General features: G+C 73.2%; 17 protein-coding genes. 12 read left to right on the top strand and 5 right to left on the bottom strand.

Annotation, left to right across the window (positions count from 1 at the left end):
- Positions 1 to 62: 62 nt before the first annotated feature.
- The 5 genes from ACIBTX_RS25630 to ACIBTX_RS25650 all read left to right on the top strand — a co-directional run bounded on the left by ACIBTX_RS25630 (position 63) and on the right by ACIBTX_RS25650 (position 5,053).
- On the top strand, positions 63 to 1,238 hold the full coding sequence (locus tag ACIBTX_RS25630) for a cysteine desulfurase family protein (protein ID WP_357173172.1): 1,176 nt from the start codon (positions 63 to 65) through the stop codon (positions 1,236 to 1,238).
- Positions 1,239 to 1,419: 181 nt separating this feature from the next.
- On the top strand, positions 1,420 to 2,493 hold the full coding sequence (mnmA, locus tag ACIBTX_RS25635) for a tRNA 2-thiouridine(34) synthase MnmA (protein ID WP_396833100.1): 1,074 nt from the start codon (positions 1,420 to 1,422) through the stop codon (positions 2,491 to 2,493).
- A 104-nt stretch (positions 2,494 to 2,597) separates the two neighbouring features.
- Positions 2,598 to 3,602, top strand: a complete 1,005-nt coding sequence (locus ACIBTX_RS25640) for a methionine synthase (RefSeq protein WP_363661148.1) — start codon at positions 2,598 to 2,600, stop codon at positions 3,600 to 3,602.
- 37 nt (positions 3,603 to 3,639) lie between these two features.
- A complete protein-coding gene (locus ACIBTX_RS25645; protein ID WP_357173178.1) occupies positions 3,640 to 4,008 on the top strand; it encodes a VOC family protein in 369 nt (122 codons plus the stop codon).
- A 31-nt stretch (positions 4,009 to 4,039) separates the two neighbouring features.
- Positions 4,040 to 5,053 carry an ADP-ribosylglycohydrolase family protein gene (locus ACIBTX_RS25650; RefSeq protein WP_357127420.1) on the top strand — a complete coding sequence of 338 codons (1,014 nt, stop codon included), beginning with the start codon at positions 4,040 to 4,042 and terminating at the stop codon, positions 5,051 to 5,053.
- 155 nt (positions 5,054 to 5,208) lie between these two features.
- On the opposite strand, the gene ACIBTX_RS25655 is transcribed toward ACIBTX_RS25650, so the two are convergent.
- Positions 5,209 to 5,754, bottom strand: a complete 546-nt coding sequence (locus tag ACIBTX_RS25655; RefSeq protein ID WP_363661147.1) for a type II toxin-antitoxin system PemK/MazF family toxin — start codon at positions 5,752 to 5,754, stop codon at positions 5,209 to 5,211.
- 800 nt (positions 5,755 to 6,554) lie between these two features.
- Between ACIBTX_RS25655 and ligA the strand changes: the two genes are divergently transcribed.
- The 6 genes from ligA (at position 6,555) to ACIBTX_RS25685 (ending at position 17,657) form a co-directional block, all read left to right on the top strand.
- Complete coding sequence (gene ligA / locus ACIBTX_RS25660; protein WP_357127414.1) at positions 6,555 to 8,690, top strand: NAD-dependent DNA ligase LigA; 2,136 nt, start codon at positions 6,555 to 6,557, stop codon at positions 8,688 to 8,690.
- A gap of 153 nt (positions 8,691 to 8,843) precedes the next feature.
- The gene (locus ACIBTX_RS25665) at positions 8,844 to 11,690 is read left to right on the top strand and encodes an EAL domain-containing protein (protein ID WP_396833101.1); all 2,847 of its coding nucleotides are present in this window, start codon (positions 8,844 to 8,846) and stop codon (positions 11,688 to 11,690) included.
- A gap of 123 nt (positions 11,691 to 11,813) precedes the next feature.
- Positions 11,814 to 12,119 carry an Asp-tRNA(Asn)/Glu-tRNA(Gln) amidotransferase subunit GatC gene (gene gatC, locus ACIBTX_RS25670; protein ID WP_355052147.1) on the top strand — a complete coding sequence of 102 codons (306 nt, stop codon included), beginning with the start codon at positions 11,814 to 11,816 and terminating at the stop codon, positions 12,117 to 12,119.
- A gap of 76 nt (positions 12,120 to 12,195) precedes the next feature.
- Positions 12,196 to 13,671 (top strand): Asp-tRNA(Asn)/Glu-tRNA(Gln) amidotransferase subunit GatA, encoded by a 1,476-nt coding sequence (gene gatA / locus ACIBTX_RS25675; RefSeq protein WP_357394067.1) that lies wholly within the window; start codon positions 12,196 to 12,198, stop codon positions 13,669 to 13,671.
- A 13-nt stretch (positions 13,672 to 13,684) separates the two neighbouring features.
- Positions 13,685 to 15,184, top strand: coding sequence for an Asp-tRNA(Asn)/Glu-tRNA(Gln) amidotransferase subunit GatB (gene gatB / locus ACIBTX_RS25680; protein WP_396833102.1), 1,500 nt, complete (start codon positions 13,685 to 13,687; stop codon positions 15,182 to 15,184).
- 115 nt (positions 15,185 to 15,299) lie between these two features.
- Positions 15,300 to 17,657: a transketolase-like TK C-terminal-containing protein gene (locus ACIBTX_RS25685; RefSeq protein ID WP_357127402.1), complete on the top strand. Its 2,358-nt coding sequence runs from the start codon at positions 15,300 to 15,302 to the stop codon at positions 17,655 to 17,657.
- 6 nt (positions 17,658 to 17,663) lie between these two features.
- On the opposite strand, the gene ACIBTX_RS25690 is transcribed toward ACIBTX_RS25685, so the two are convergent.
- The 3 genes from ACIBTX_RS25690 to ACIBTX_RS25700 form a co-directional block, all read right to left on the bottom strand.
- Complete coding sequence (locus tag ACIBTX_RS25690; RefSeq protein WP_363661145.1) at positions 17,664 to 19,235, bottom strand: metallophosphoesterase; 1,572 nt, start codon at positions 19,233 to 19,235, stop codon at positions 17,664 to 17,666.
- Positions 19,236 to 19,296: 61 nt separating this feature from the next.
- Entirely contained in the window at positions 19,297 to 20,469 is a 1,173-nt protein-coding gene (locus tag ACIBTX_RS25695; RefSeq protein ID WP_357127396.1) for a PQQ-dependent sugar dehydrogenase, read from the bottom strand.
- 47 nt (positions 20,470 to 20,516) lie between these two features.
- Complete coding sequence (locus ACIBTX_RS25700) at positions 20,517 to 22,334, bottom strand: SpoIIE family protein phosphatase (protein WP_357127393.1); 1,818 nt, start codon at positions 22,332 to 22,334, stop codon at positions 20,517 to 20,519.
- Positions 22,335 to 22,491: 157 nt separating this feature from the next.
- Here ACIBTX_RS25700 and ACIBTX_RS25705 point away from each other — a divergent pair, with 157 nt between their 5' ends.
- The gene (locus ACIBTX_RS25705; RefSeq protein WP_357173195.1) at positions 22,492 to 23,418 is read left to right on the top strand and encodes a 2-hydroxyacid dehydrogenase; all 927 of its coding nucleotides are present in this window, start codon (positions 22,492 to 22,494) and stop codon (positions 23,416 to 23,418) included.
- 24 nt (positions 23,419 to 23,442) lie between these two features.
- On the opposite strand, the gene ACIBTX_RS25710 is transcribed toward ACIBTX_RS25705, so the two are convergent.
- On the bottom strand, positions 23,443 to 23,835 hold the full coding sequence (locus ACIBTX_RS25710) for a PH domain-containing protein (RefSeq protein ID WP_357127387.1): 393 nt from the start codon (positions 23,833 to 23,835) through the stop codon (positions 23,443 to 23,445).
- Positions 23,836 to 23,984 lie beyond the last annotated feature (149 nt).

Below are 23,984 nucleotides of genomic sequence, written 5' to 3' on the forward strand. Positions count from 1 at the left end.
GCGTCGCGCGCAGGCCACTCCGCCCTCAGGTCACTGGCCGGTCGGCCGTACGCTGAAGGGTGATGGCTTACCTGGATCACGCGGCTACCACCCCCATGCTCGACGAGGCACTGGAGGCGTACGTCGCCACCGCCCGCGAGGTCGGCAACGCGTCCTCCCTGCACGCGGCGGGTCGTCGTGCCCGTCGCCGGGTCGAGGAGTCGCGCGAACGGGTGGCCGCTGTGCTGGGCGCCCGACCGTCCGAAGTGATCTTCACGGGCGGTGGCACGGAGAGCGACAACCTGGCGGTCAAGGGCCTCTTCTGGGCCCGCCGGGACGCCGTCGCCGACCGTCGGCGGGTGGTCTCCAGCGCCGTCGAACACCATGCCGTGCTCGACTCGGTCGACTGGCTGGCCGAGCATGAGAACGCCGAGGTCGGCTCGCTGCCGGTGGACCCCACCGGCCGGCTCGACCCGGAGAACCTGCGCGCCGAGCTCAGCGCGCACGCCGACCGGGTGGCCCTGGTCACCGCGATGTGGGCCAACAACGAGGTCGGTACCGTGCAGCCGGTGGCCGAGCTGGCCGCCGTCGCCGCCGAGTACGGTGTGCCGTTCCACACCGACGCCATCCAGGCCGTCGGCCAGGTGCCGGTCGACTTCGCCGCCAGCGGGGCCGCCGCGCTGACCGTCACCGGTCACAAGCTGGGCGGCCCGATCGGGGTGGGCGCCCTGCTGCTCGGCCGGGACGTGGCCGCCGTACCGCTGCTGCACGGCGGCGGTCAGGAGCGCGACGTCCGTTCCGGCACGCTGGACACCGCCGGCATCGTCGCCTTCGCGGTCGCCGTCGAGACGGCGGTCAAGGGCCAGCAGGAGTACGCGGCCCGGGTGGCCGCCCTGCGCGACGACCTGATCGAGCGGGTCCGCCGGGCGGTGCCCGAGGTGATCTACAACGGCGACCCGACCGACCGGCTCCCCGGCAACGCGCACTTCTCCTTCCCGGGTTGCGAGGGCGACGCCCTGCTGCTCCTGCTCGACGCCCAGGGCATCGCCTGCTCGACGGGCTCGGCCTGCTCGGCCGGGGTCGCCCAGCCGTCGCACGTGCTGCTGGCGATGGGCGCCGACGACGACCGCGCCCGATCGTCGCTGCGCTTCACCCTCGGCCACACCAGCACCCAGGCCGAGATCGACGCCCTGGTGTCGGCCCTCCCCGCAGCCGTGGAGCGAGCCCGGAGAGCCGCCGCCCCCCGAACCCCCCGCTAACCCCCCCGCCCCGAAACGCCCTCGCCCGCGCCTCCGGTGCGGTCGATCATGAAGTTGTGGTGCCCGGAGTGTGGGGTTCAGAGGCCTTTGTCAACCACCACAACTCCATGCTCGACCCGGTAAGGCGGGGTGGGGGTTTGGCGGGGTGGTGGTTAGGGTTGGTGGGGAAGGGGGTTCGCTGGTGAGAGTTCTGGCGGCGATGTCGGGCGGGGTTGACTCGGCCGTGGCGGCGGCGCGGGCGGTGGCGGCCGGGCACGACGTGACCGGCGTGCACCTGGCGTTGGCCCGTAACCCGCAGACGTACCGGACCGGGGCGCGCGGCTGCTGCACGCTGGAGGACTCCCGGGACGCCCGCCGGGCTGCCGACGTCATCGGCATTCCGTTCTACGTGTGGGACATGGCGGACCGGTTCCACGAGGACGTGGTGGACGACTTCGTCGCCGAGTACGCCGCAGGTCGTACGCCCAATCCGTGTCTGCGGTGCAATGAGAAGATCAAGTTCGCGGCGGTGCTGGACCGGGCGATCGCGCTGGGCTTCGACGCGGTGGTCACCGGTCACCACGCCCGGCTCGGCCCGGACGGGCTGTTGCGCCGCAGCGTCGACATCGCCAAGGACCAGTCGTACGTGCTGGCGGTCCTCACCCGCGAGCAGCTGGACCGCTCGATGTTCCCGCTCGGCGACTCGACCAAGGCGCAGGTCCGCGCGGAGGCCGCCGAGCGCGGCCTGGCGGTGGCCGACAAGCCGGACTCCCACGACATCTGCTTCATCGCCGACGGTGACACCCGTGGCTTCCTCGCCGGCCGGCTCGGCGAGACGCCCGGCGACGTCGTCGACGCGAGCACCGGCGCGGTCGTCGGCAGCCACACCGGGGCGTACGCGTACACGGTGGGCCAGCGTCGCGGCCTGCACCTGGACCGGCCCGCCCCCGACGGTCGCCCGCGTTACGTGCTCTCCATCACGCCCAAGACCAACACCGTGACGGTCGGTCCGGCCGAGGCGCTGGAGGTGTCCGAGGTCCGGGCCGTCCGCCCGGTCTGGACCGGCGGTCCGCGCCCGGACGCGCCGGTCGAGTGCGAGGTGCAGCTCCGCGCGCACGGGGACGTGGTGCCGGCGACCGTCGACCTCGACGGCGACGCGCTGCACGCCGAGCTGCGCCGACCGGTCCGCGGCGTCGCCGCCGGCCAGGCCCTGGTGGCCTACCGACCGGACCCGGCCGGCGACATCGTCCTCGGCTCGGCCACGATCTCCAGCTGAGCGCCCGACTCCCGGCCGGGGCGCACACCAGGTGCTCGTCCGCGCGGCCAGGACGTCGGCTGGTCGCCGCATCGTCGCCGCGCCCACCGGGATAGCCTTCGGCCGTGACAGATCAGGCGTGGCCCTGGCCGGCGGGCGCGGCGACCGGCATCGGTTCGCTGCCCGGCACCGACATCGCCGAGGCCCAGCGGGTGGTTCTCGGCGAGCTTCCCGACCTGCCGCACCTGCCCGAGCTGCCGGCCCGAGGCCCCGGAGCCGACCTCATCGGGCGCAGCGCCGGGCTGCTGGTCGAGCTGCCCGTCGAGCTGTACACCGGGCGTTGGCGGGTCGCCCCCCGCGCCGGCCGTGACCTGCGCCGGGCCCGGGACCTGATGGAGCGTGACCTGGACCAGCTCGCCGAGCAGGCCGAGGGGTACGCCGGCCCTATCAAGGTGCAGGCCGGCGGCCCGTTCACCCTGGCCGCCGCGCTGGAGCTGCCGATCGGTGGCCGGCTGCTGCGCGACCCCGGTGCCGTGCGCGACCTCACCGGCTCGCTCGCCGAAGGGCTGCGCGAGCACGTGGCGGCGATCGCGCGACGGCTGCCCCAGGCGTCGGTGCTGCTGCAACTGGACGAGCCGTCGCTGCCGACCGTGCTGGCCGGACGGGTGCCGACCGAGAGCGGGCTCGGCGCGTACCGGGCGGTGGAGTCGGCCGACGCGGCTGCTCTGCTGCGCACGGTCGTCGACGCCGTGGGCGTACCCACGGTGGTGCACTGCTGCGCCCCGGACGTGCCGTTGGAGCTGATCCGCTCCACCGGGGCCGTCGCGGTCGCCCTCGACCTCGGTCTCGTCACCGACCTGGATCCGCTGGGCGAGGCGATCGACGCCGGCCTCGGGCTGTTGGCCGGCGCCGCGCCGACCCGGCCGCCGTCGGCCGGTGGCGCGCCGACCTCCGGGCAGATCGCCGACCGGGTACGCCACATCTGGGACCGCCTCGGCTTTCCCCGCCGGCAGCTCGCCCAGCAGGTGGTCGTCACCCCGGCGTGTGGCCTGGCCGGCGCCACCCCGCGGTACGCCCGGGAGCTACTCGCGGCCTGCCGGGACGCCGGCCGCCGGTTCAGCGAGGAGTGAGGTTTTTCTGTCGTACCCGCTGGGCAGGATGACCGCCATGATTGGACAGCTACGTTCAGTGGTGATCGACTGCCCCGATCCGCAGGCGCTGGCCGCGTTCTACTCCGAGCTGCTCGGCATCCCCTTCGCCGAGGGCGCCTCCGAGGACGACGAATGGGTGGTGCTCGGTGGCCCGCCCGGTCACCAGCCGCGACTGGCCTTCCAGCGAGCGCTCAACCTGCGTACGCCGTCCTGGCCGGATCCGGAGCGCCCGCAGCAGTTCCACCTGGACGTGACCGTGGACGACATCGAGAGCGCGGAGAAGGCGGCGCTCGCGCTCGGTGCGCGGCGGCTGCCCGGCGACGGCGAGGGTTTCCGGGTCTACGCGGATCCGGTCGGCCATCCGTTCTGCCTCTGCTGGGACTGACCGCGCCCGACGGCGGTCGCGGCGGCCGGGCATGATGGCCGCCGTGACCTCCACCGCCGTGCTGCGCGCCTCCGGTTCGCTCTTCGGTCTCGCCTACGGCGACGCGCTGGGCAAACCCACCGAGTTCCTGACCGTCGCCGACATCCAACGCCGCTATGGTCCGACCGGCCCACGTGAGCTGACCGGCGACCCGGCGCTGGTCACGGACGACACGCAGATGGCGCTGGCGGTGGGCTGGGCGCTGCACGAGGCCCCGACGTTCACCCCGGACGCGGTGGAGCCGTTGCTGCGACGCCGCTTCGTGGCCTGGTCGGTCAGCCCGGATAATGACCGCGCCCCCGGGATGACCTGCCTACGGGCCTGCGCCGACCTGGATCGGGGGCTGCGCTGGCAGCAGGCGACGGTCGCCGGTTCGAAGGGCTGCGGCGCGAACATGCGCGTCACGCCCGTGGGGCTGTTGGACGTCGACCTCGACACGATGGCCGGTCTGGCCCAGTTGCAGGCCGGGCTGACCCACGGCCACGCGACCGGTCTGGCCGCCAGCGAACTCACCGCGTACGCGGTCGTCGCCCTGCGCGGTGGCGTCACGCTGCCCGAGCTGCCCGCGATCCTCACCGAGCGGGCGCGATCCCAACGCCAGGTCTACCGGCAGGACTGGCTGGGCGACCTCTGGCGACACCCGGGGGTCGACACGCCGGAGAGGTTCATCTCCCACGGTTGGGACGAGTGCCTGACGGCGCTGCGCCGGCTGACGACCGCCCTGGATGCGCCGGACGACGGCGGCGATCCGTGCCGGGCCACCGGGCAGGGTTGGGTGGCCGAGGAGGCGCTGGCCACCGCGCTGTTCTGCGCCGTACGCCATGCCGACGATCCGGTCGCGGCGCTGGCCCGGGGCGCGACCACCGCCGGCGACTCCGACTCGATCGCCGCCCTGGCCGGCGCCTTCGTGGGCGCGGCCAGCGGCCTGGCCGCCTGGCCGTCCGAATGGGCCGAGCGCATCGAGTACGCCGATCAGCTCGCCGCCCTCGGCGAGAGCTGGGACTGACCGCGCGGCCCGCATGGCGCTGCCGGTCCGGCCCGGCTGCCCATGATCGACTCGATTTCCTGGAAGTCGGGGTGCTACCACAGGTAGACAGGCCGCTTTCCTAAAAGTCGAGTGGATCATGGCCTGCGGTCGGGGTGCCTTCGGCTCGGCCGGCCTCAGCCGGTGGGCAGGTGGCGCAGGCCGCGGACCTTGCGCCACAGGTCGGCGTCGCAGCGGCCGGCGCGGTCGGCGAAGTCGGCCGAGCTGATCCGGACCGGCTCGGTCAGGCTGAGGTAGCTGTCGTGCTCGGCGCCGGGATCCCAGTCCCGGGTGGGAATCCGGACGTGGTCGTCGCGGTCGCTCTTGTCCTGACTGGTGATCTTCAGGACGTCGGCGCCCCGCGAGTCGGCGCGTAGCACCAGGCAGGGGCGAATCTTCGAGCCGCTGCCGTCGGCGTACGGGACGTCGGCCCACCAGATCTCGCCCGCCGCCGGAGCATCGGTAGCCCGATCGGTGTCACGGGAACGGGGCGTCCCGCCCGGCCGATCGGTGCCGCGTGGCCTCGGGGGCGCGGGACGACGCCCACCCGCGCGGGTCGTGGCACCCGGACCGGTTCGGTTGGTCGGTCGGCGCGTGGCCGCCCGGTGCCGCCAACTGTTCCACGCCCAACCGGCGGCCACCGCGAGCAGGATCGCCACCGCCCAGAGCAGCGTCTCGTTCATCGCCACCTCCGTGTCAGGCGGCACGCCGGCCGCATCGTCCGGCGATCCTCGCACGTCACCGCCCCCGCCGCCCGTCGACGACACCGCCGCTCGTGCCGCCAGCCAGCGTCCCCACCCGCCGGGGCGGTCGATCCCGCGCCCGTGCCGGCCCAGCCGCGTGCCGGCCGATCCCGCGCCCGTGCCGGCCCAGCCGCACCCGTGCCGGCCGATCCCGCGCCCGTGCCGGCCGATCCCGCGCCCGTGCCGGCCGATCCCGCGCCCGGCCGACCCCGCGCCCGTGCCGGCCCAGCCGCGTGCCGGCCGATCCCGCGCCCGCGCCCGGCCGATCCCGCGCCCGCGCCCGCGTCGATCTTGCACTTTCTGCTGCGACATCCGGGGCATCCCACCCCTATCGACGACCGAAACTGCAAGATCGCCGGGAGGTTGGCAGCGGGCCCGCCGCTGCCTTTCGGGGGCACCGCGCCGGAGTGGCCGGTGTCGCCGCGAGGCCGGCGTTTATCCCCGCTGGCGGCACCTCCGCCTGGGTCGCGTGGACGGTCCCGCTGGGTCCGCGCAGTTGCGGGGCCTTGATCCACTCCAGATCGCCGATGTGGGGGCATCCGGGGCATCGGGACACCCCGGCATCGGCGATCTGGAGTGGATCAAGACTGCGGGTTCGGTGGCGACGTGCGGCGGGGCCTGGGGCCGGGCGCGCGGGGTGTCACCGTCGGCGCGGGTGGGCGGCGGATTGTCAGCCCGGACCGATACCGTGCCTTAGTAGCGTGATCAGGGAGGTCGCAGGCGTGTCCGAAGGTGGTGGGGTGTCCGAGGAGCAGATCGGTCAGCGGGTCAGCCCGGCTCAGGAGGCGGCGGCCGGCGCGGAGCCGACGCCGCAGGCGCGGGAGCGGCACGCCACGCTGAGTGGCGAGCTGACCGAGCATCAGTACCGCTACTACGTGCTGGATTCGCCGATCATCACCGACGCCGAGTTCGACAAGCAGCTGCGCGAGCTGGAGGCGTTGGAGCAGGAGTTTCCCGCGCTGCGCACGCCGGATTCGCCGACCCAACGCGTGGGTGGCACCTTCTCCACCGACTTCACCCCGGTCACGCACGCCGAGCGGATGCTCTCGCTCGACAACGCCTTCGCCGACGAGGAGCTGGCGGCCTGGGCCGAGCGGGTCGAACGGGACGCCGGCGGGCCGGTGCCCTACCTCTGCGAGTTGAAGGTCGACGGTCTGGCGATCAACCTGACCTACGAGGCCGGTCGGCTGGTCCGGGCCGCCACCCGGGGCGACGGCCGTACCGGCGAGGACGTCACCGCCAACGTGCGCAGCATCCGGGACGTGCCCGTCCAGCTCACGCCGTCCGCCGAGTTCCCGACGATCCCCGAGCTGCTGGAGGTCCGGGGCGAGATCTACTTCCCGGTCGCCGCGTTCGCCGACCTCAACGCGGGCCTGGTCGAGCAGGGGCGCGCGCCGTTCGCCAACCCGCGCAACGCCGCTGCCGGCAGCCTGCGGCAGAAGGATCCGAGGGTCACCGCCTCCCGGCCGCTGCGTCTCGTGGTGCACGGCATCGGCGCGCGTCGGGGGTTCCAGCCCGCCGCGCAGTCCGAGTCGTACGCGGCGCTGAAGGCGTGGGGGCTGCCGACCAGTGACCGGTGGCGGGTCGTACCGGACCTGTCCGGCGTCGCGGAATATATCGCCTACTACGCCGAGCACCGGCACGACGTCGAGCATGAGATCGACGGTGTGGTGGTCAAGGTCGACCCGGTCTCCATCCAGGGCCGTCTGGGCTCGACCAGTCGAGCCCCACGCTGGGCGATCGCCTTCAAGTATCCGCCGGAGGAGGTCACCACCAAGCTCCTCGACATCGACGTCAACGTGGGGCGTACCGGTCGGGTCACCCCGTTCGCCGTGCTCGAGCCGGTGCGGGTGGCCGGTTCCACGGTCGCGCTCGCCACCCTGCACAACGCCCGCGAGGTCGAGCGCAAGGGCGTGCTGATCGGCGACACGGTGGTGCTGCGCAAGGCCGGCGACGTGATCCCCGAGGTGCTCGGTCCGGTGGTCGACCTGCGGCCCGCCGACGCCCGCCCGTTCGTCATGCCGACCACCTGTCCGTCCTGCGGCACCCCGCTCGCGCCCTCCAAGGAGGGCGACGTCGACATCCGCTGCCCCAACACCCGCAGCTGCCCGGCCCAACTCCGCGAGCGGGTGTTCCACCTCGCCGGCCGTGGCGCGTTCGACATCGAGGTACTCGGCTACAAGGGTGCGGCAGCGCTGCTCGACGCGGAGATCATCGCCGACGAGGGTGACCTCTTCCAGCTCGACGCCGACCAACTGTCCCGGTCGCCGTTCTTCGTCAACAAGGACGGCAGCCTCGGCAGCAACGCCGTCAAGCTGCTCGACAACCTGGCCGTCGCCCGGGAACGTGACCTGTGGCGGGTGCTGGTGGCGCTCTCCATCCGGCACGTCGGCCCCACCGCCGCCCAGGCGCTGGCCCGGCACTTCCGATCCATGGAGGCCATCGACGCGGCCAGCGAGGAGGAGCTGTCCTCGGTCGACGGCGTCGGGCCGACCATCGCGGCCAGCATCCGGGAGTGGTTCGCCGTGGACTGGCACCGCGAGGTGGTCCGCAAGTGGGCCGACGCGGGCGTACGGATGGCCGAGGAGGCGGTCGACGAGGGCCCGCGTCCGCTGGAGGGGTTGACCGTCGTGGTGACCGGCACCCTCGCCGGCTTCTCCCGGGACCAAGCCGCCGAGGCCGTGCAGACCCGGGGCGGCAAGGTCAGCGGGTCGGTCTCCAAGAAGACGAGCTTCGTCGTCGTGGGGGACAACCCGGGTTCCAAGGCCGACAAGGCCGCCAGCCTCAAGGTGCCGGTGCTGGACGAGGAAGGGTTCCGGCTGCTGCTGGACGCGGGTCCGGACGCCGCGCGGGAGGTCGCCCGCGTCGAGGGCTGACGCCGCCACGTTCCCGAGGTGGCCGCCGCGTATACCAACTTAATTACGACTACTACCGATTCGTGACTGTCATACCGGGAAACTCGGGGCTGAGGGCGTTTCATTGGGTGACGACGTTCTCACCGACACGTCGACAGTTCCTCGGGAGGTGTGATGGAGGTCGCCGACCCGCGCAACTCCCTCCCACCTGGGCGGGTGGCGCCGTTCGCCACCTTCGTCGTCGGCATCCTGGTGGTGGCGGCGCTGACCGTCGCTGGTCCACTCACGACGCTTCCCGGGGAGCTGTCCCGGCTGCCGGTGGCGTTCTGGACGATGGCCGCGCTCGCGGTGATCTGCGACGCGCGTCCGTTCGTCCCGCCCGGGCGACGGCAGACCTCGGCGGTCTTCCCGTCCACCTGTTTCACCTTCGCGATCCTGCTCGGTTGGGGGCCAGGCCCGGCGGTGGCGGTGCAGGCCCTCGGGGTGATCGTCTCCGGCTGGCGGATGGGCAACGCCGCCTGGCGGACGGCGTTCAACGTCGGCCAGTACGCCTGCGCGCTCGCCGCCGCGTACGGGGTCGTCCAGCTCGGACCGGGCACCATCTTCTCCGGGGGACGCCTGCACTGGACCGACGTGGTCGCCGTCGGCGGCGCGACGCTCGCCTGGTTCTCGGTGAACTACGCGCTGGTGAGCTGGGCCGTACGACTGCGCTTCGGCGGCCGCTGGTGGCCCACCGTCCGCCAGGGCGTCGGCTTCGAACTGCTCTCCACCGGCTCGCTGCTGCTGCTCGCGCCGGTCCTCGTCGCCGCCGCCCGGCTCAGTGCGGCGCTGATCCCGCTGGTGCTGGTGCCGCTGTTCGCCGTGTACCGGATGGCCCGGTTGACCGTCGAACAGCAGCACCTCGCCGCCGCCGACCCGCTGACCGGTCTGCCGAACCGAAAGGCGCTGCTGGCCGAGGTGGCGGAGCAGGTCCACCTGCACGCCGAGCGGACCGCCCGGGGCGAGCCCGGCGGACATCTGGCGCTGCTGCTCATCGACCTGGACCGCTTCAAGAACGTCAACGACGCGCTCGGGCACGCGGTGGGGGACCGGCTGCTGGTCGAGGTCAGTGCCCGACTCGCGGACGTGGAGCCCCGACCGCAGATGATCGCCCGGCTGGGTGGGGACGAGTTCGCCATCGTGATGACCGGGCTGTCCGACGTCGGTCAGGCGCGTGAGCTGGCCGACCGGGTGGTTGGGGCGTTGGCCGAGCCGGTGCCGTTGGACGGGTTGCCGCTGGACGTCGGCGGCTCCATCGGGATCGCCCTCTTCCCCGAGCACGGTGAGGACTTCGCCACCCTGATGCGCCACGCCGACGTGGCGATGTACGACGCCAAGCACCGCAACGACACGGTCGCCGTGTACGCCCCGGAGTCCGACCACAACTCGGCCGAGCGTCTCGGGCTCCTCGCCGACCTCCGACGGGTGCTCGAATCCGGCTCACCCGCCGTCGAGGCAGATCCCACGGCCGAGGCGGGCCACGCGGTCGAGGCGGGCGACGCGGTCGAGGCGGGCGACGCGGTCGAGGCGGGCGACGCGGTCGAGGCGGGCGACGCGGTCGAGGCGGGCGACGCGGTCGAGGCGGGCCACGCGGCCGAGGTAGATCACGCGGTCGAGGCGAGCCACGCGGGCGAGGCAGGTCACGCCGACAGGGCGGATCGCGCGGTCGAGGCAGGTCACGCCGACAGGGCAGATCACGCCGACGAGGCGGGGCATGCCGTGGACGCCGCGCGGGCCGTATCAGCGGGCGAGGCCGCGCCTGCCCGGCACGCCGAGCGGGGTGGGTCGGAGCGGACGGCAGACGTACCCCTCGCGGTGGAGGCCGAGGTGCGCGGCGGTGACGGCGCCGCGCTGCCGGCCGGGACCGCGCCGGTGATCGCCGCGCCGTCGGTGACCGGCGGGCGGTGGTGGGGTCGCCGTCGGCGTGCCGGCGACGAGGTGGCGCACGCCGATGAGTTGATCAATCGGATCGCCACCGGGGCCGATCCGATCCGGGGCCGCAACAGTCGCGCGACGATTCCCGGTACCCGGCCCGGTCCGAGCCGGGACCGGCGTTCCGGCGGTCACGGGCGGCGCTCGCCGAACGGTGGCGCGCTGTCCGCGGTGGGCGACCGCCGTCCGGGGCGCGACGGCGGGTCCGCCACGGGCGGGCGGACGATCGGGCCGACCGGGTGGGCGCGCGACGGTGGGCCGGTCGACGACGCCGGTGAGATCACCATGTACTACCAGCCGCAGATCGCCATCGCGACGGGCGAGGTGGTCGGCGTCGAGGCCCTGCTGCGCTGGCGGCATCCCCGCCGGGGCATGGTCGACCCGGAGGAGCTGATCCGGGTCGCCGAGCAGAGCGCGGTGATGCGGCTGCTCACCCGCCGGGTCGTTGACGACGTGGTGGAGCAGCTCGCCAAGTGGTCGGCGGCCGGCATCGGGCTGCGCGCGGCGCTCAACGTGAGCGTGCGCGACCTGCACACCGGCGAGATCGCCGACCAGATCGCCGACCGGCTGGCCCGCTACGGGGTGCCGGCCGAGCGGCTGCAACTGGAGATCACCGAGGGCGCCCTGATGGCCGATCCGCGTCGGGTGCTGGCGACGATCACCCGGTTGCACCAGATCGGGGTGGCCATCGCGCTGGACGACTTCGGCACCGGCTACTCGTCCCTGCAGCACCTGCGCCGGCTGCCGCTGTCCGAGGTGAAGGTGGACCGCTCGTTCGTGCTGGGCATGGCCGAGGACGCCGACGACGCGGCGATCGTCCGCTCGACGATCGAGCTGGCGGGAGCGTTGGGCCTGCGGGTGGTCGCGGAGGGGGTGGAGGACGAGCGGACCTGGCGGATGCTGTACGCGGCCGGCTGCGACGCGGCCCAGGGGTGGTTCTACGCCCGTCCGATGCCCGCCGAGGAGTTGGTCACCTGGCTGGCCCGCTACCGGCCGGTGCGCCCCAGCGGCGGCCCGGAGACGGACGCCGGCCGCCGGCTGACGCGCTGACCCACCCGAGCAGTCGGCGCGGGGCGCGGAACAATAGACTCGCTCCGGTCACCGCGCGTCACGCTGCACCCGCCGCGCGGCCGGCACACCGCCCGACCAGCAGGACATCAGAAGGGGGCACGGATGGCCGCCATCTCCCGCGAGGAGGTCGCGCACCTGGCGCGCCTGTCGCGGCTCGCCGTCACCGAGGAGGAGTTGGACACGTTCGCCGGCCAGCTCGACGTGATCCTCCAGGCGGTCGCCCAGGTCGGCGAGGTCGCCGCCGCGGACATCCCGCCGACCTCACACTCGGTGCCGCTGACCAACGTCTTCCGCGAGGACGTCGTCACGCCGTGCCTGACCCCCGAGGAGGTGCTGTCCGGTGCGCCCGACGCCGAGGAGCAGCGGTTCCGCGTACCCCGGATTCTGAGCGAGGACGTGGCGTCATGAGCGAGCGTCAGCGAGCGAATCATCGGTGCAGTGCCGTGGTGTCTCGTGACGTCACGGAGCGAAGCGGAGTGACGGCATGAGCGATTTGACCAGAATGACCGCGACGGAGATCGCTGCCCTGGTTGCCGGCGGGGAGACCTCCGCCGTCGAGGTGACCCAGGCGCACCTGGACCGGATCGCCGCGGTCGACGACCGGGTGCACGCGTTCCTGCACGTGGACAGCGAGGGCGCGCTCGCCGCCGCCCGGGCCGTGGACGAGCGCCGGGCCGCCGGTGAGGAGTTGGGCCCGCTCGCGGGCGTGCCGGTCGCGGTGAAGGACGTGCTCGCCACCCGTGGCGTGCCGACCACCGTCGGCTCGAAGATCCTCGAAGGCTGGCGTCCGCCGTACGACGCGACGATCGTGCAGCGACTGCGCGACGCCGGCACGGTGATGCTGGGCAAGACGAACATGGACGAGTTCGCGATGGGCTCCTCCACCGAGTACTCGGCGTACGGCCCGACGCACAACCCGTGGGACCTGAGCCGCATCCCGGGTGGTTCGGGTGGTGGCAGCGCCGCCGCGCTGGCCGCGTACGAGGCGCCGCTGGCGATCGGCTCGGACACCGGTGGCTCGATCCGCCAGCCCGGCGCGGTCACCGGCACCGTCGGGGCGAAGCCCACCTACGGCGGGACCTCCCGGTACGGCCTGGTGGCGTTCTCCTCATCGCTGGACACCCCCGGCCCGTGCGCCCGTAACGTGCTCGACGCCGCCCTGCTGCACCAGGTGATCGGCGGGCATGACCCGCGCGACTCGACGTCGATCCCGCAGCCCGTACCGGACGTGGTGGCGGCGGCGAAGCTCGGCGCGACCGGCGACCTGACCGGCGTACGACTCGGCATCGTCAGCGAGTTCGTCGGCGAAGGCACCGAGCCGGGCGTGATGACGGCGTTCCGCGAGTCGGTGGACGCGCTGACCAAGATGGGCGCCGAGGTCGTCGAGGTCTCCTGCCCGACGTTCGCGTACGCGCTGCCGGCGTACTACCTGATCGCCCCGAGCGAGTGCTCCTCCAACCTGGCCCGGTTCGACGGCGTCCGGTTCGGCCTGCGGGTCGGCGACGACGGCAACCGGTCGCTGGAGGAGGTCATGTCGCTGACCCGCGAGGCCGGCTTCGGCCCCGAGGTCAAGCGCCGGATCATGATCGGCACGTACGCGCTGTCGTCGGGCTACTACGATGCGTACTACGGGCAGGCGCAGAAGGTCCGTACGCTGATCACGCGGGACTTCACCGCCGCGTTCGAGCGGGTCGACGCGCTGATCTCGCCGACCACCCCGTTCACGGCCTTCCCGATCGGTGCGCGCACCGCCGACCCGTACCAGATGTACCTGGCCGACCTGTTCACCATCCCGACCAACCTGTACGGCGGGCCGGGCATCTCGGTGCCCTGCGGCCTCTCCGAGGGGCTGCCCGTGGGCCTGCAGGTGATGGCCCCGACGATGGCCGACGACCGGATGTACCGGGTCGCGGCCGCGCTGGAGTCCGCGGTCGGCACGTTCACCCCACCGGCACTGTGAGGCAGGAGCCCAGATGACGACGACGCTGCCCGCGTACGACGAGGTCGTCGCGCGCTACGAACCGGTGATCGGCCTGGAGACCCACGTCGAGTTGGGCACGAACACCAAGATGTGGTGCGGCTGCCCGACCGACTTCGGCGGCGAGCCGAACACCCGGGTCTGCCCGGTGTGCCTGGGCCTGCCCGGGTCGCTGCCGGTGGCCAACAAGGCCGCCATCGAGGCGATCATCCGGATCGGCCTGGCGTTGAACTGCTCGATCGCCGAGTGGTGCCGGTTCGCCCGGAAGAACTACTTCTACCCGGACATGCCGAAGAACTTCCAGATCAGCCAGTACGACGAGCCGATCTGCGTCGACGGTTACCTGGACGTCGAGGTGAACGGCGAGACGGTGCGGATCGAGATCGAGCGGGTGCACCTGGAGGAGGACACCGGCAAGACGCTGCACGTCGGCGGTGCCACCGGGCGGATCCACGGCGCGACGGAGTCGCTCGTCGACTACAACCGGGCCGGCATCCCGCTGGTCGAGATCGTCACCAAGCCGATCACGGGCACCGCCGCGCTCGCCCCCGACGTGGCCCGAGCGTACGTCGCCGAGCTGCGCGACGTGATCCGTACGCTCGGTGTCTCGGACGTGCGGATGGAGGAGGGTTCGCTGCGCTGCGACGTGAACACCTCGCTCAACCTGCCGGGGCAGGAGTGGGGCACGCGCACCGAGACCAAGAACGTCAACTCGCTGCGGTCGGTGGAGCGGGCGGTCCGCTCGGAGATGCTGCGGCAGGCGACGGTGCTCGACGCGGGCGGCCGGATCACCCAGGAGACCCGGCACTTCCACGAGGACACCGGTGACACCACGCCGGGTCGGTCGAAGGAGACGGCGACCGACTACCGCTACTTCCCCGAGCCGGACCTGGTGCCGGTCGCCCCGGATCCGGCCTGGGTGGCTGAGCTGAAGGCCGCCCTGCCGGAGCTGCCCCGGGTGCACCGGCGTCGGCTCCAGGAGCAGTGGGGCCTGTCCGACCTGGACATGCAGTCGGTGCTCAACGCGGGCGCGGTCGAGCTGATCGAGGCCACCGTGGCCGCCGGCACCACCCCGGCGGCAGCCCGCAAGTGGTGGTTGGGCGAGTTGTCCCGCCGCGCCAACGAGAGCGGTGTGGAGCTGGCCGATATCGGTGCCACCCCGGCCCAGGTCGCCGAGCTGCAGGGCCTGGTCGACGCCGGCAAGCTCAACGACAAGATGGCCCGCACGGTGCTGGAGGGCGTGGTCGACGGTGAGGGCTCGCCCACCGAGATCATGTCCAGCCGGGGCCTGGAGGTCGTCTCGGACACCGGCGCGCTCACCGCGGCCGTGGACGAGGCCATCGCCGCCAACCCGGGCATCGCCGACAAGATCCGCAGCGGCAAGGTCGCGGCGGCCGGCGCGCTCGTCGGCGCGGTGATGAAGTCGACCCGTGGTCAGGCCGACGCCGCCGCCGTCCGCACGCTGATCCTGGAGCGCCTGGGCGTCCAAAGCTGATACCCGTTGTTAGGAAGGGCCCCCTCCTATGCACCAGGCGTTAGGAAGGGGCCCTTCCTTGCACCCCTCTGCACCTTCTGCTGCGGCGTCAACGGCGACGCCCGAATGGAGCACCGTGAACGAGCACGACCTCGATGTCCTCGACGAGATCCAGCGGCGGGTGCTCTGGCTCGCCACCCGGATCGTGGATGCCGCCAACCACGACCGGGCCACCGGCGACGGCGTGAAGGTCGGCGGCCACCAGGCGTCCAGCGCCTCGCTCGTCACGGCGATGACCGCGCTCTGGTTCGCCCACCTGGACGCCGAGGACCGGGTGGCCGTCAAGCCGCACGCCTCCCCGGTGTTCCACGCCATCCAGTACCTGCTGGGCAACCTGGACCGGTCCTACCTGCCCCGGCTGCGGGCCCGTGGCGGCCTCCAGTCGTACCCGTCGCGCACCAAGGACCCGGACGAGGTGGACTTCTCCACCGGGTCGGTCGGTCTGGGCGCGGCGGCGCCGCTCTTCGCCGCCGCCACCCGCCGGTACGTCGACGCGCACTTCGGCGCCCGGCCGCACTCCCGGTTCGTGGCGTTGATCGGCGACGCCGAGTTGGACGAGGGCAACATCTGGGAGGCGGTGGCCGATCCCGCCACCACCGGCCTGGGCAACGTCATGTGGCTCGTCGACTTCAACCGGCAGTCGCTGGACCGGGTGGTGCCCGGCATCCGGATCAACCAGTGGCGGGGGCAGTTCGAGGCCGCCGGCTGGCACGTCGTGGAGGTCAAGTACGGCCGTCGGCTCGCCGAGGCGTACGCCCGGCCCGGCGGCGGGGCGCTGCGCGACTGGATCGACGCGATGCCCAACGAGCAGTACCAGTCGCTGTTCGGACTGGCCGGCGACACGTTGCGCAAGCAGTTCCTGGACGGCGCGCCGGCCGGCATCGCCGAGCTGATCGAGGGCGTCACCGACGAGGACCTCGGCCCGCTCGTCACCGACCTGGGCGGGCACGACCTTCAGGCGATGCTCGACGCCTATGCCCAGTGCGACGCGGTGACCGACCGGCCCAGCGTCGTCTTCGCGTACACCGTCAAGGGTTGGGGGTTGCCCATCGCCGGCAATCCGCGTAACCATTCCGCGCTGCTCAGCACCGAGCAGGTCGACACGCTGCGCGCCGCGCACGGGTTGACCGCCGAGACCGAGTGGGACCGCCTCGACCCGTCGTCGCCGGCCGGCGTCCGGGCCGGCGCCCGCCGGGAGGCGCTGTCCCGCGCGCCGCGCGAGCGCGCGCTGGGGGTCACCGTTCCGCAGAGCACGGGAGTACGCGCCAACAAGCCGATCTCCACCCAGGAGGTGTTCGGTCGGGTGCTGGTGGACCTGGCGCGGGACCGGGAGGTCGGCCGTTACCTGGTCACCACCGCCCCGGACGTGGCCACCTCCACCAACCTCGCCGGATTCATCAACAAGACCGGCGTGTTCGCCCCCACCGAGCAGCGTTCCTGGACCGAGGACCGGATGCTGCGCTGGACCGAGAGCCCCACCGGGCAGCACATCGAGCTGGGCATCTCGGAGATGAACCTGTTCCTGCTGCTCGGTCAGCTCGGCCTGTCGTGGGACCTGTCCGGTCAGCCGCTGCTGCCGGTGGGCACGGTCTACGACCCGTTCGTGCTGCGGGGCCTCGACGCGTTCCTCTACGGCACGTACTCGGGTTCGCGATTCGTGGTGGCCGGCACGCCGTCGGGTATCACCCTGGCCCCCGAGGGCGGTGCCCACCAGTCCACGATCACCGCGTCGGTCGGCTTGGAGCTGCCCGGGGTGACGTTCGTCGAGCCGGCGTACGCGGGCAGCCTGGACTGGCTGCTCTGCGACGCGCTCGGGCAGATCGCCGGCGGGGCGACCCCGGCCGCGACCGCCGCCCCGGCCGAGGACGGCGCGTACTACTTCCGCCTCAGCACCCGTCCGCTGGACCAGACGCCGTTCGAGGCGGCCCGGGCCCGGCTCGGTGACGCGGTGCTGCGCCGGCAGGTGGTCGCCGGGGCGTACCGGCTCGTCGACGCGCACCAGGCGTACCCGCACCTGGCCGACGCGCCGGTGGTGCAGCTCGCCGGCTCCGGCGCGGTGCTGCCCGAGGTGTTGGCCGCCGCCGCCGAACTGGCCGAGGAGGGCATCGCCGCGCACGTGGTGGACGTGACCAGCCTGGACCGGCTCTACCGGGCCTGGCAGCGCACCCTGCGGCAGGGCGTGCGCACCGCCACCGTGCCGAGCGTGCCCGGCGCGCTGCGGTCCGCGTTCGCCGACCGGGTGCCGGTGGTGACCGTGCACGACGCGGCCTCGCACGCCATGGCCTGGCTCGGGTCGGCGCTCGGCGCGCCGGCGGTGCCGCTCGGGGTGGACGAGTTCGGCCAGTCCGGCAGTGTGGCCGACCTGTACGAGCTGCACGACCTGCTGCCCGGCAGCATCGTCAACGCCGCCCTGGCCGCCCTCGCCCTGCGCTGACCGGTCTCAGCGGGTCGGCGTCGGGGTGACCGAGGCGGGCGCGCCGGCGCTCGGGTCCTGCACGATGTGGCGTTCCAGGTTGACCTGGGCCTGACCGGTGCCGCCGACGGTGATGTCGTCGTACGCCTGGAGCATCTTCTGCTGGTCGAAGTAGAGCACCGTCATCGACAGCGGGGTGGGCTTCTCGCCCTCCAGACCGCGCAGCCCGGCCCCGCCCGTGGAGCCCTCCACGAACAGGGCGGTCGGCTGCTGGCCGGGGGCCTGCGGCAACTTGGAGACCTGCCGGGCGTGCGTGTGCCCGGCCAGCACCAGTGGGCAGGTGCCGGCGAGCGGCCCGGCCGACGCCGGGTCGTGCACGAGGGCGATGTTGACCGGCCGCGGCGAGTTGCGGATCGTCGCGGCGAGCTGCTCACCCGCGCCGATCACCTGGTCGGCCACCTCCTGGGTGAGCCCGCTGCCGGCCGGTGAGGTGTTCTTGTCCGGGGTGAAGCGCGGGTCGCCGATGCCGGCGATGGTCAGGCCCGCGACCGTGGTCGTCGTGTTGTTCAGCACGATCGCGTTCGGCTGGCGGGCCACGGCGGCGCCGGTCTTGCCCGAGTCGTGGTTACCCCGGATGAACACGTACGGCTTCTTGAGCAGGCTGATCGAGCCGACGAACGACGCCTCCGGCTCGCTGCCCCAGTCGGTGATGTCGCCGGTGTCGATGACCACGTCGATGCCGAACTGCTCCACCACCGTGCGGATGAGCTGCCAGCCCGTCGGGTTGAGGTGCATGTCGGAGACGTGCAGGACCCGGGTGGTGCCCGGCGCGGGATCCAGCACCGGCAACGCGGACACCGTCGTGTAGAGCTGACTGACGTTGCCGACGATGCGTTGCAACTGCTCGGCGTACTTGGTGTAGTCGTTGGCGATGCGGCGGGCGTCGCCGACGATCGCCGGCGCGTTGACCAGCAGGCCCTCGTAGCGTGGCTCCTCGATCGCCTGCGGGCGCAGCGTCGCGGCGGCCGTGCCGAGGCTGCCGGCGGTGACCAGCAGCGCCAACCCGCCGGCCCAGGCCGTACGGCGCACGTCCCGGAAGACCAACGCGGCCAGGATGAGGGTGACCAGCACCGCCGAGGCGAGGGTACGCAGACCGAGCCGCATCACCCCGGAGCGCACATCCTCCACGGCGCTCTGGCTGGCCCGACTGATGCTCGCCGGGTCGTCCAGCAGCGCCTCGGTGCGCCCTTGGTCGAGCGCGCCGAGTCGCACGGTGAGGTGCGTCGGCCCGCTGTGGCTGTCGAGCAGCAGCGCGCCCAGCGGCGGCACGTCGATGGTCGTCCCGCCGTCGGTGGCCGGCGAGAGGGTGAGGTTGGCCCGGAACGGCCCGATGTCGGTGTTCACCCGACCGCCGGCCAGCACGCCGAGCGCCGCCCCGGCCAGGGCCACCACCAGCACGGCGAGGATCATGCCCGTGCGCCGCACCGGCCCGCCGGGGCGGCCGATCCGTCGGCGGGCCGGGCGCGACGGCTCGCCGCCGGTCACCGGGTCGTCCCGGCCCTCGGCGTCGCCGTGCTGCTCGTCGCGTTGCCCGTCCATGCTGAGATTCTGACCTGCCCGTCGAAGGATCTTGGCAAACCTGGGCGGAAGGTGACGCAGGTCAGCTGCGGCCGCCGTCGCCGCCGGCGAAGACCACCCGCAGGAGGCGGTCGTCGTCGGCCGCCGGGTCACCCCGCCCGTCGTGGTTGGAGGTGCTCACCCAGAGCGAGCCGTCGGGCGCGGCGGCCACGGCGCGTAGCCGCCCGTACCGGTTGGTCAGCAGCTCGCTCGGCTGCCCGAGCAGGGTGCCGGTGTCGGTCAGCTCCATCACCCACAGTCGCTTTCCGCGCAGGCAGCCGGTGACGAGCAGCCGGTCCGTCGCGGCCAGCCCGGAGCAGGACGCGTCGGACGTCGCCCACTGCGTGATCGGGTCGGTGTAGCGCCTGTCGCCGGCCCGCCCCTCGACCTCCGGCCAGCCGTAGTTGCCGCCCTTGGTGATCTGGTTGATCTCGTCCCAGGTGTTCTGGCCGAACTCGACGGCGTACATGCGCTTGGCCGCGTCCCAGGCGAAACCCTGCACGTTGCGGTGGCCGAAGGACCACACCGGCGAGCCGGGGAACGGGTTGCCCGGCGCGGGCTTGCCGTCGGCGGTGATCCGCAGGATCTTGCCGCCGAGGCTCTTGGTGTCCTGCGCGTTGGGCCGCTCTCCCGCGTCACCGGTGCTGACGTAGAGCTGCCCGTCCGGCCCGAACCCCAGCCCGCCGCCGTTGTGCACGTTCGCCTTCGGGATACCGGTGAGGATCGGGGTGGGTTGCCCGCCGATCTGCAGGCGGGCGACCCGGTTGTCCTGCTCGGCGGTGTAGTAGACGAAGACCGTCCGGTCCTTGGCGTAGCCGGGGGACACGGCGATGCCGAGCAGGCCGCCCTCACCCGCCGCCGCCACGTCGTTGATCGTCTGCACGACCCGGACCCGCAGCCCGTCCGGACCGGACTCCGGGCCCACCTGGAGAATCCGGCCGGTGTCCCGCTCGGTGACCAGCGCGCCGCCGTCCGGCAGGAACGCGATGGCCCACGGCACCCGCAGTCCCTTGGCCAGCACGGTGGTCACCGCCTGCTGGCCCGCGCCGCCGGCGTTCGGCGACGCCGACGGGGTCGGCAGGTTGGGTGGCTCGCCCGCCGGATCGGGGTCCGGCTCGCCGAAGCTGCAACCCGAGGCGAACAGCAGCGCCGCGCAGGACGCCGCGAGGACCGCCCGGAGGCGGCGGACGCGAGGGTACGGGGGACGGGCTCTCACCCGGCCCAGGGTAGCCCGCCGGACGGTCCGGCCGAGGTCCACCGCTCTCAGCGGGCTCGGACCGCCAGCAGCGCCGTATCGTCCTCGCGGTGGTGGATCGACGCGAGCAGCAGGTCGCACAGATCGTCCAGGGGCATCGTGTCGGTGCCGGTCAGCCGGCCCACCAGCTCGGCGAGCCCGTCGTCGATGGACCGGTCCCGACGCTCGATCAGCCCGTCGGTGTAGAGCAGCAGCGTGTCTCCGGTGGCCAGGCCGGTCGAGTGGCTGGTACGCGGCGTGGGCCGGGCCAGGCCGAGCAGCGGCTCGGGCGTCGCGTCGAGGACTTCCACCGCACCGCCGGCGCGGACCATCAGGGCCGGTGGGTGCCCGGCGTTGGACCACGTCAGCTCACGGACACCGGAGCGTTCGGGGCCGATCCGCACCAGCGTGGCGGTGGCCGCGATGGGCAGCCGCAGACCGCGGATCGCGTCGTCCAGGTGGCGCACCAGCGCCCCGACCTCGTCGTGCCGGCCGAACGCGTTGCCGCGTACCAGGTTGCGGAGCTGACCCATGGTCGCAGCGGCCTCGATGTCGTGCCCGGCCACGTCCCCGATCGCCGCGATCAGGTCGCCGTCGGGCTGCACGAAGGCGTCGTACCAGTCGCCGCCGACCTCCACCCGCTCGGCGGCCGGCTGGTAGCGGGCCGCCAGCTCCAGCTCCGGCACGAGCGGCAACCGCGGCAGCATGCTGTGTTGCAGGACCTCCGCGACGTGCCGCTGTTCCCCGTACATCGAGCTGTTTCCGATGGCCTGCCCCGCGCGGCGGCCGATGTCCACGGCGGTGAGCAGGTCGCGGTCGTCGAACTGTTGGCGGCCCGGACTGTTGACCAGGGTGATGGCGCCCAGCACGGTGCCCCCGGCGGCCCGCACCGGCACGCTGAGGTACGAGGCGATGCCCAGCCGCTCGGCGATCACCGGCAGCTCCGGGTCCGTGGTGCCCCGGGCCACGTCGGCCGGCGACGCCACCCCGCCGAGCCGGGGCTGGCCGGTCCGCAGCACCGCGCGGATCGCCGACTCCTGGTTCAGGCCGGTCCGCAGCAGCGCGGCGAAGCGGTCGACGTCCGGCGTCCGGGCCTGGTCCTGGTGCGCCGCGACGACCTCCCGGGGCTGTCCCGTGGGCCCGGCGAGGATGAGCAGGCACCAGTCGGCGAGCACCGGCACCATGGCGTCGGCGAGCCGGCGCAGCGACGTGCCCACGTCCAACGTGCCGGCCAGGGTCTCGCTCACTCCGGCCAGCAGTTCCAGGCGCTCGTGCGCCTGCACCACCCGACGACTTGCCTCCTGGGCCCCGTCCAGCGCGATCCGCAGGCGCAACTCCGACGAGCAGGCCGCCGCCAGGTCGGACAGCGTCCGCAGTTGTCGGGCGGTCCACGCCCGGGGCTTGTTGTCGATGGCGCAGAGCGAACCGAGCACCCGGCCGGAGAGGTCGGTCAACGGCATCCCGGCGTACGCGACGACGCCGAGGTCGTCGATGGCGAGGTTGTCGCGTACCCGGGGGTAGAGCCGGGCGTCCGGCAGCACCATGGGCACCTCGATGTCCACCACGTGCTGGCAGAACGAGTGGCTCAACGGGGTCTGCCGCCGCTGCGACCACGGCTCCGGCAGACCGACCGCGCCCGGGAAGAACTGCCGGTCGGCGGAGACCAGGGAGACCAGCGCGACCGGCACCTCCAGCAGATCGCTGACCAGCCGGGCGAACCGGTCGAACGCCTCGTCCGGGGCGGCGTCCAGCCCCGTGTCGGCGAGCGCGCGCAGCCGCGCCGCGTCGCCGAGCGCTCCGGGTGGAGCGGTCGATCGCCGCGCGCTGGCGGGGGAGCCGTCGGTCATCGAGCACCTGTCTGCCTAGGCGGAGGCCGACCTGCCCTCCGATCCGTGGTTTATACCTCGTCGCTGCCGGCCGAAAACCGGTGTGTTGCGTCTCGCCCGGGGCGCGGTTCCGGCGTGCCCGCGCCGGCCGCCGTGGCGACGGCTATCGTCGGCGGACGTGAAGGTATGGATTCCGCACCACGCTGGCCTGGACCTCGTTGGCGAGCTGCCGCCGGGCGTGACGGTGGAGGTCGCCGAACGCGCCGACCGCCTGCCGTCCGCCGTGGCCGACGTCCGTTTCTGGGTGCCGCCGTTCCTGAGCGGTTCGGATGCCACCGCTCTGTTGGGTGAGCTGCCCGACCTGGCGGTGGTGCAACTGCTCTCCGCCGGGGCCGACGCCTGGGTGGGTCGGGTGCCCGACGGGGTCACGCTCTGCGACGCCCGAGGGGTGCACGATCCCTCCACCGCCGAGTGGGTGGTCACCGCGATCCTGGCACAGCTCCGGGCGTTTCCCGCCTTCGCCCGCGCCCAGGGACAGCGGCGGTGGGCGTACGACGGCAACGCGCCGACCGACGAGCTGACCGGCAAGCGGGTGCTGATCGTCGGGGCCGGCTCGATCGGCACGGCGGTGCGCGACCGGCTCGCGCCGTTCGGGGTGAGCTTCACCCTGGTCGCCCGCAGCGCCCGGCCGGAGCAGTCGGTGCACGCCGTCGCGGAGCTGCCGAGACTGCTGCCCGACGCCGACGTGGTGGTGGTGCTGGTGCCGCTCACCGACCAGACCCGTGGTCTGATCGACAAGGATTTCCTGGCCGCGATGCCCGACGGGGCGCTGCTGGTCAACGCGGCCCGAGGTCCGGTGGCCCGTACCGACGCGCTGGTCGCCGAGCTGGCCACGGGCCGGATCTCGGCCGCGCTGGACGTCACCGACCCGGAGCCGCTGCCCGCCGAATCTCCGCTGTGGACGATGCCGAACGTGCTGCTCACGCCGCACGTGGCAGGGTCGGTGCGGGGGCTGCTGCCGCGTGCGTACCGGCTGGTCGGCGAGCAGGTACGGCGGTTCGCCGCCGGTGAACCGCTCGTCAACACGGTGGTCGACGGCTACTGAGCGCCGGCGGGCGGGAGCGGCCGCCTACGCGCCGGGCGTCTCGGCGGCCTCGTCCGGCATCCTCTGGCCGGTGGCGGAGACCAGGCGGGGCAGGTCGGTGCCGCGTACCGCCGGCAGGACGACCTGCTGGCCGTCGTCGAGCCGGGCGACGGCCCGTCCGCGTGCGTCGGTGGCGAACTCGACGACGTGGTCCCAGCCGATCCGGCGTTGCCCGAACAGCGCCCGCAGGCGCAGCTCCCGGGGGTCGGCGTCGGTGCCGGCCCGCCAGGCCCACACCCCGACGCCCAGCGGGACGAGCAGCACCGGCAGCAGGTACGCCCGGGCGTTCGCCAGCGGCAGGGCGCCGATGAAGGCGATGACCGAGGCGACCAGGATGGCTTGGTTGAAACGGAAGCGGACCGTGTCGCGCGTACTCACCCCGCGATGATCCCACCCCTGGTCGGGCGGGGTCGCGGCGGGCGGTGTCACGGGTGCCCGCACGCGTACAGTGACACGGGTCACTGCTTCGTGCCGATGGCGGATGCGTAACCAATCCGGTCGCCGGTCGTTTCCCAGTGTTGGGCAGC

Source organism: Micromonospora sp. NPDC049359 (genome assembly GCF_044466585.1).
In the GTDB taxonomy this organism is placed as follows: Bacteria; Actinomycetota; Actinomycetes; order Mycobacteriales; family Micromonosporaceae; genus Micromonospora.

Coding starts and splice junctions, on each gene's coding strand:
- ACIBTX_RS25630 (WP_357173172.1), top strand. CDS start 63: ATGGCTTACCTGGATCACGCGGCTACCACCCCCATGCTCGACGAGGCA.
- ACIBTX_RS25645 (WP_357173178.1), top strand. CDS start 3,640: ATGATTGGACAGCTACGTTCAGTGGTGATCGACTGCCCCGATCCGCAG.
- ACIBTX_RS25650 (WP_357127420.1), top strand. CDS start 4,040: ATGATGGCCGCCGTGACCTCCACCGCCGTGCTGCGCGCCTCCGGTTCG.
- ACIBTX_RS25655 (WP_363661147.1), bottom strand. CDS start 5,754: ATGAACGAGACGCTGCTCTGGGCGGTGGCGATCCTGCTCGCGGTGGCC.
- ACIBTX_RS25665 (WP_396833101.1), top strand. CDS start 8,844: ATGGAGGTCGCCGACCCGCGCAACTCCCTCCCACCTGGGCGGGTGGCG.
- gatC (WP_355052147.1), top strand. CDS start 11,814: ATGGCCGCCATCTCCCGCGAGGAGGTCGCGCACCTGGCGCGCCTGTCG.
- gatA (WP_357394067.1), top strand. CDS start 12,196: ATGAGCGATTTGACCAGAATGACCGCGACGGAGATCGCTGCCCTGGTT.
- gatB (WP_396833102.1), top strand. CDS start 13,685: ATGACGACGACGCTGCCCGCGTACGACGAGGTCGTCGCGCGCTACGAA.
- ACIBTX_RS25690 (WP_363661145.1), bottom strand. CDS start 19,235: ATGGACGGGCAACGCGACGAGCAGCACGGCGACGCCGAGGGCCGGGAC.
- ACIBTX_RS25700 (WP_357127393.1), bottom strand. CDS start 22,334: ATGACCGACGGCTCCCCCGCCAGCGCGCGGCGATCGACCGCTCCACCC.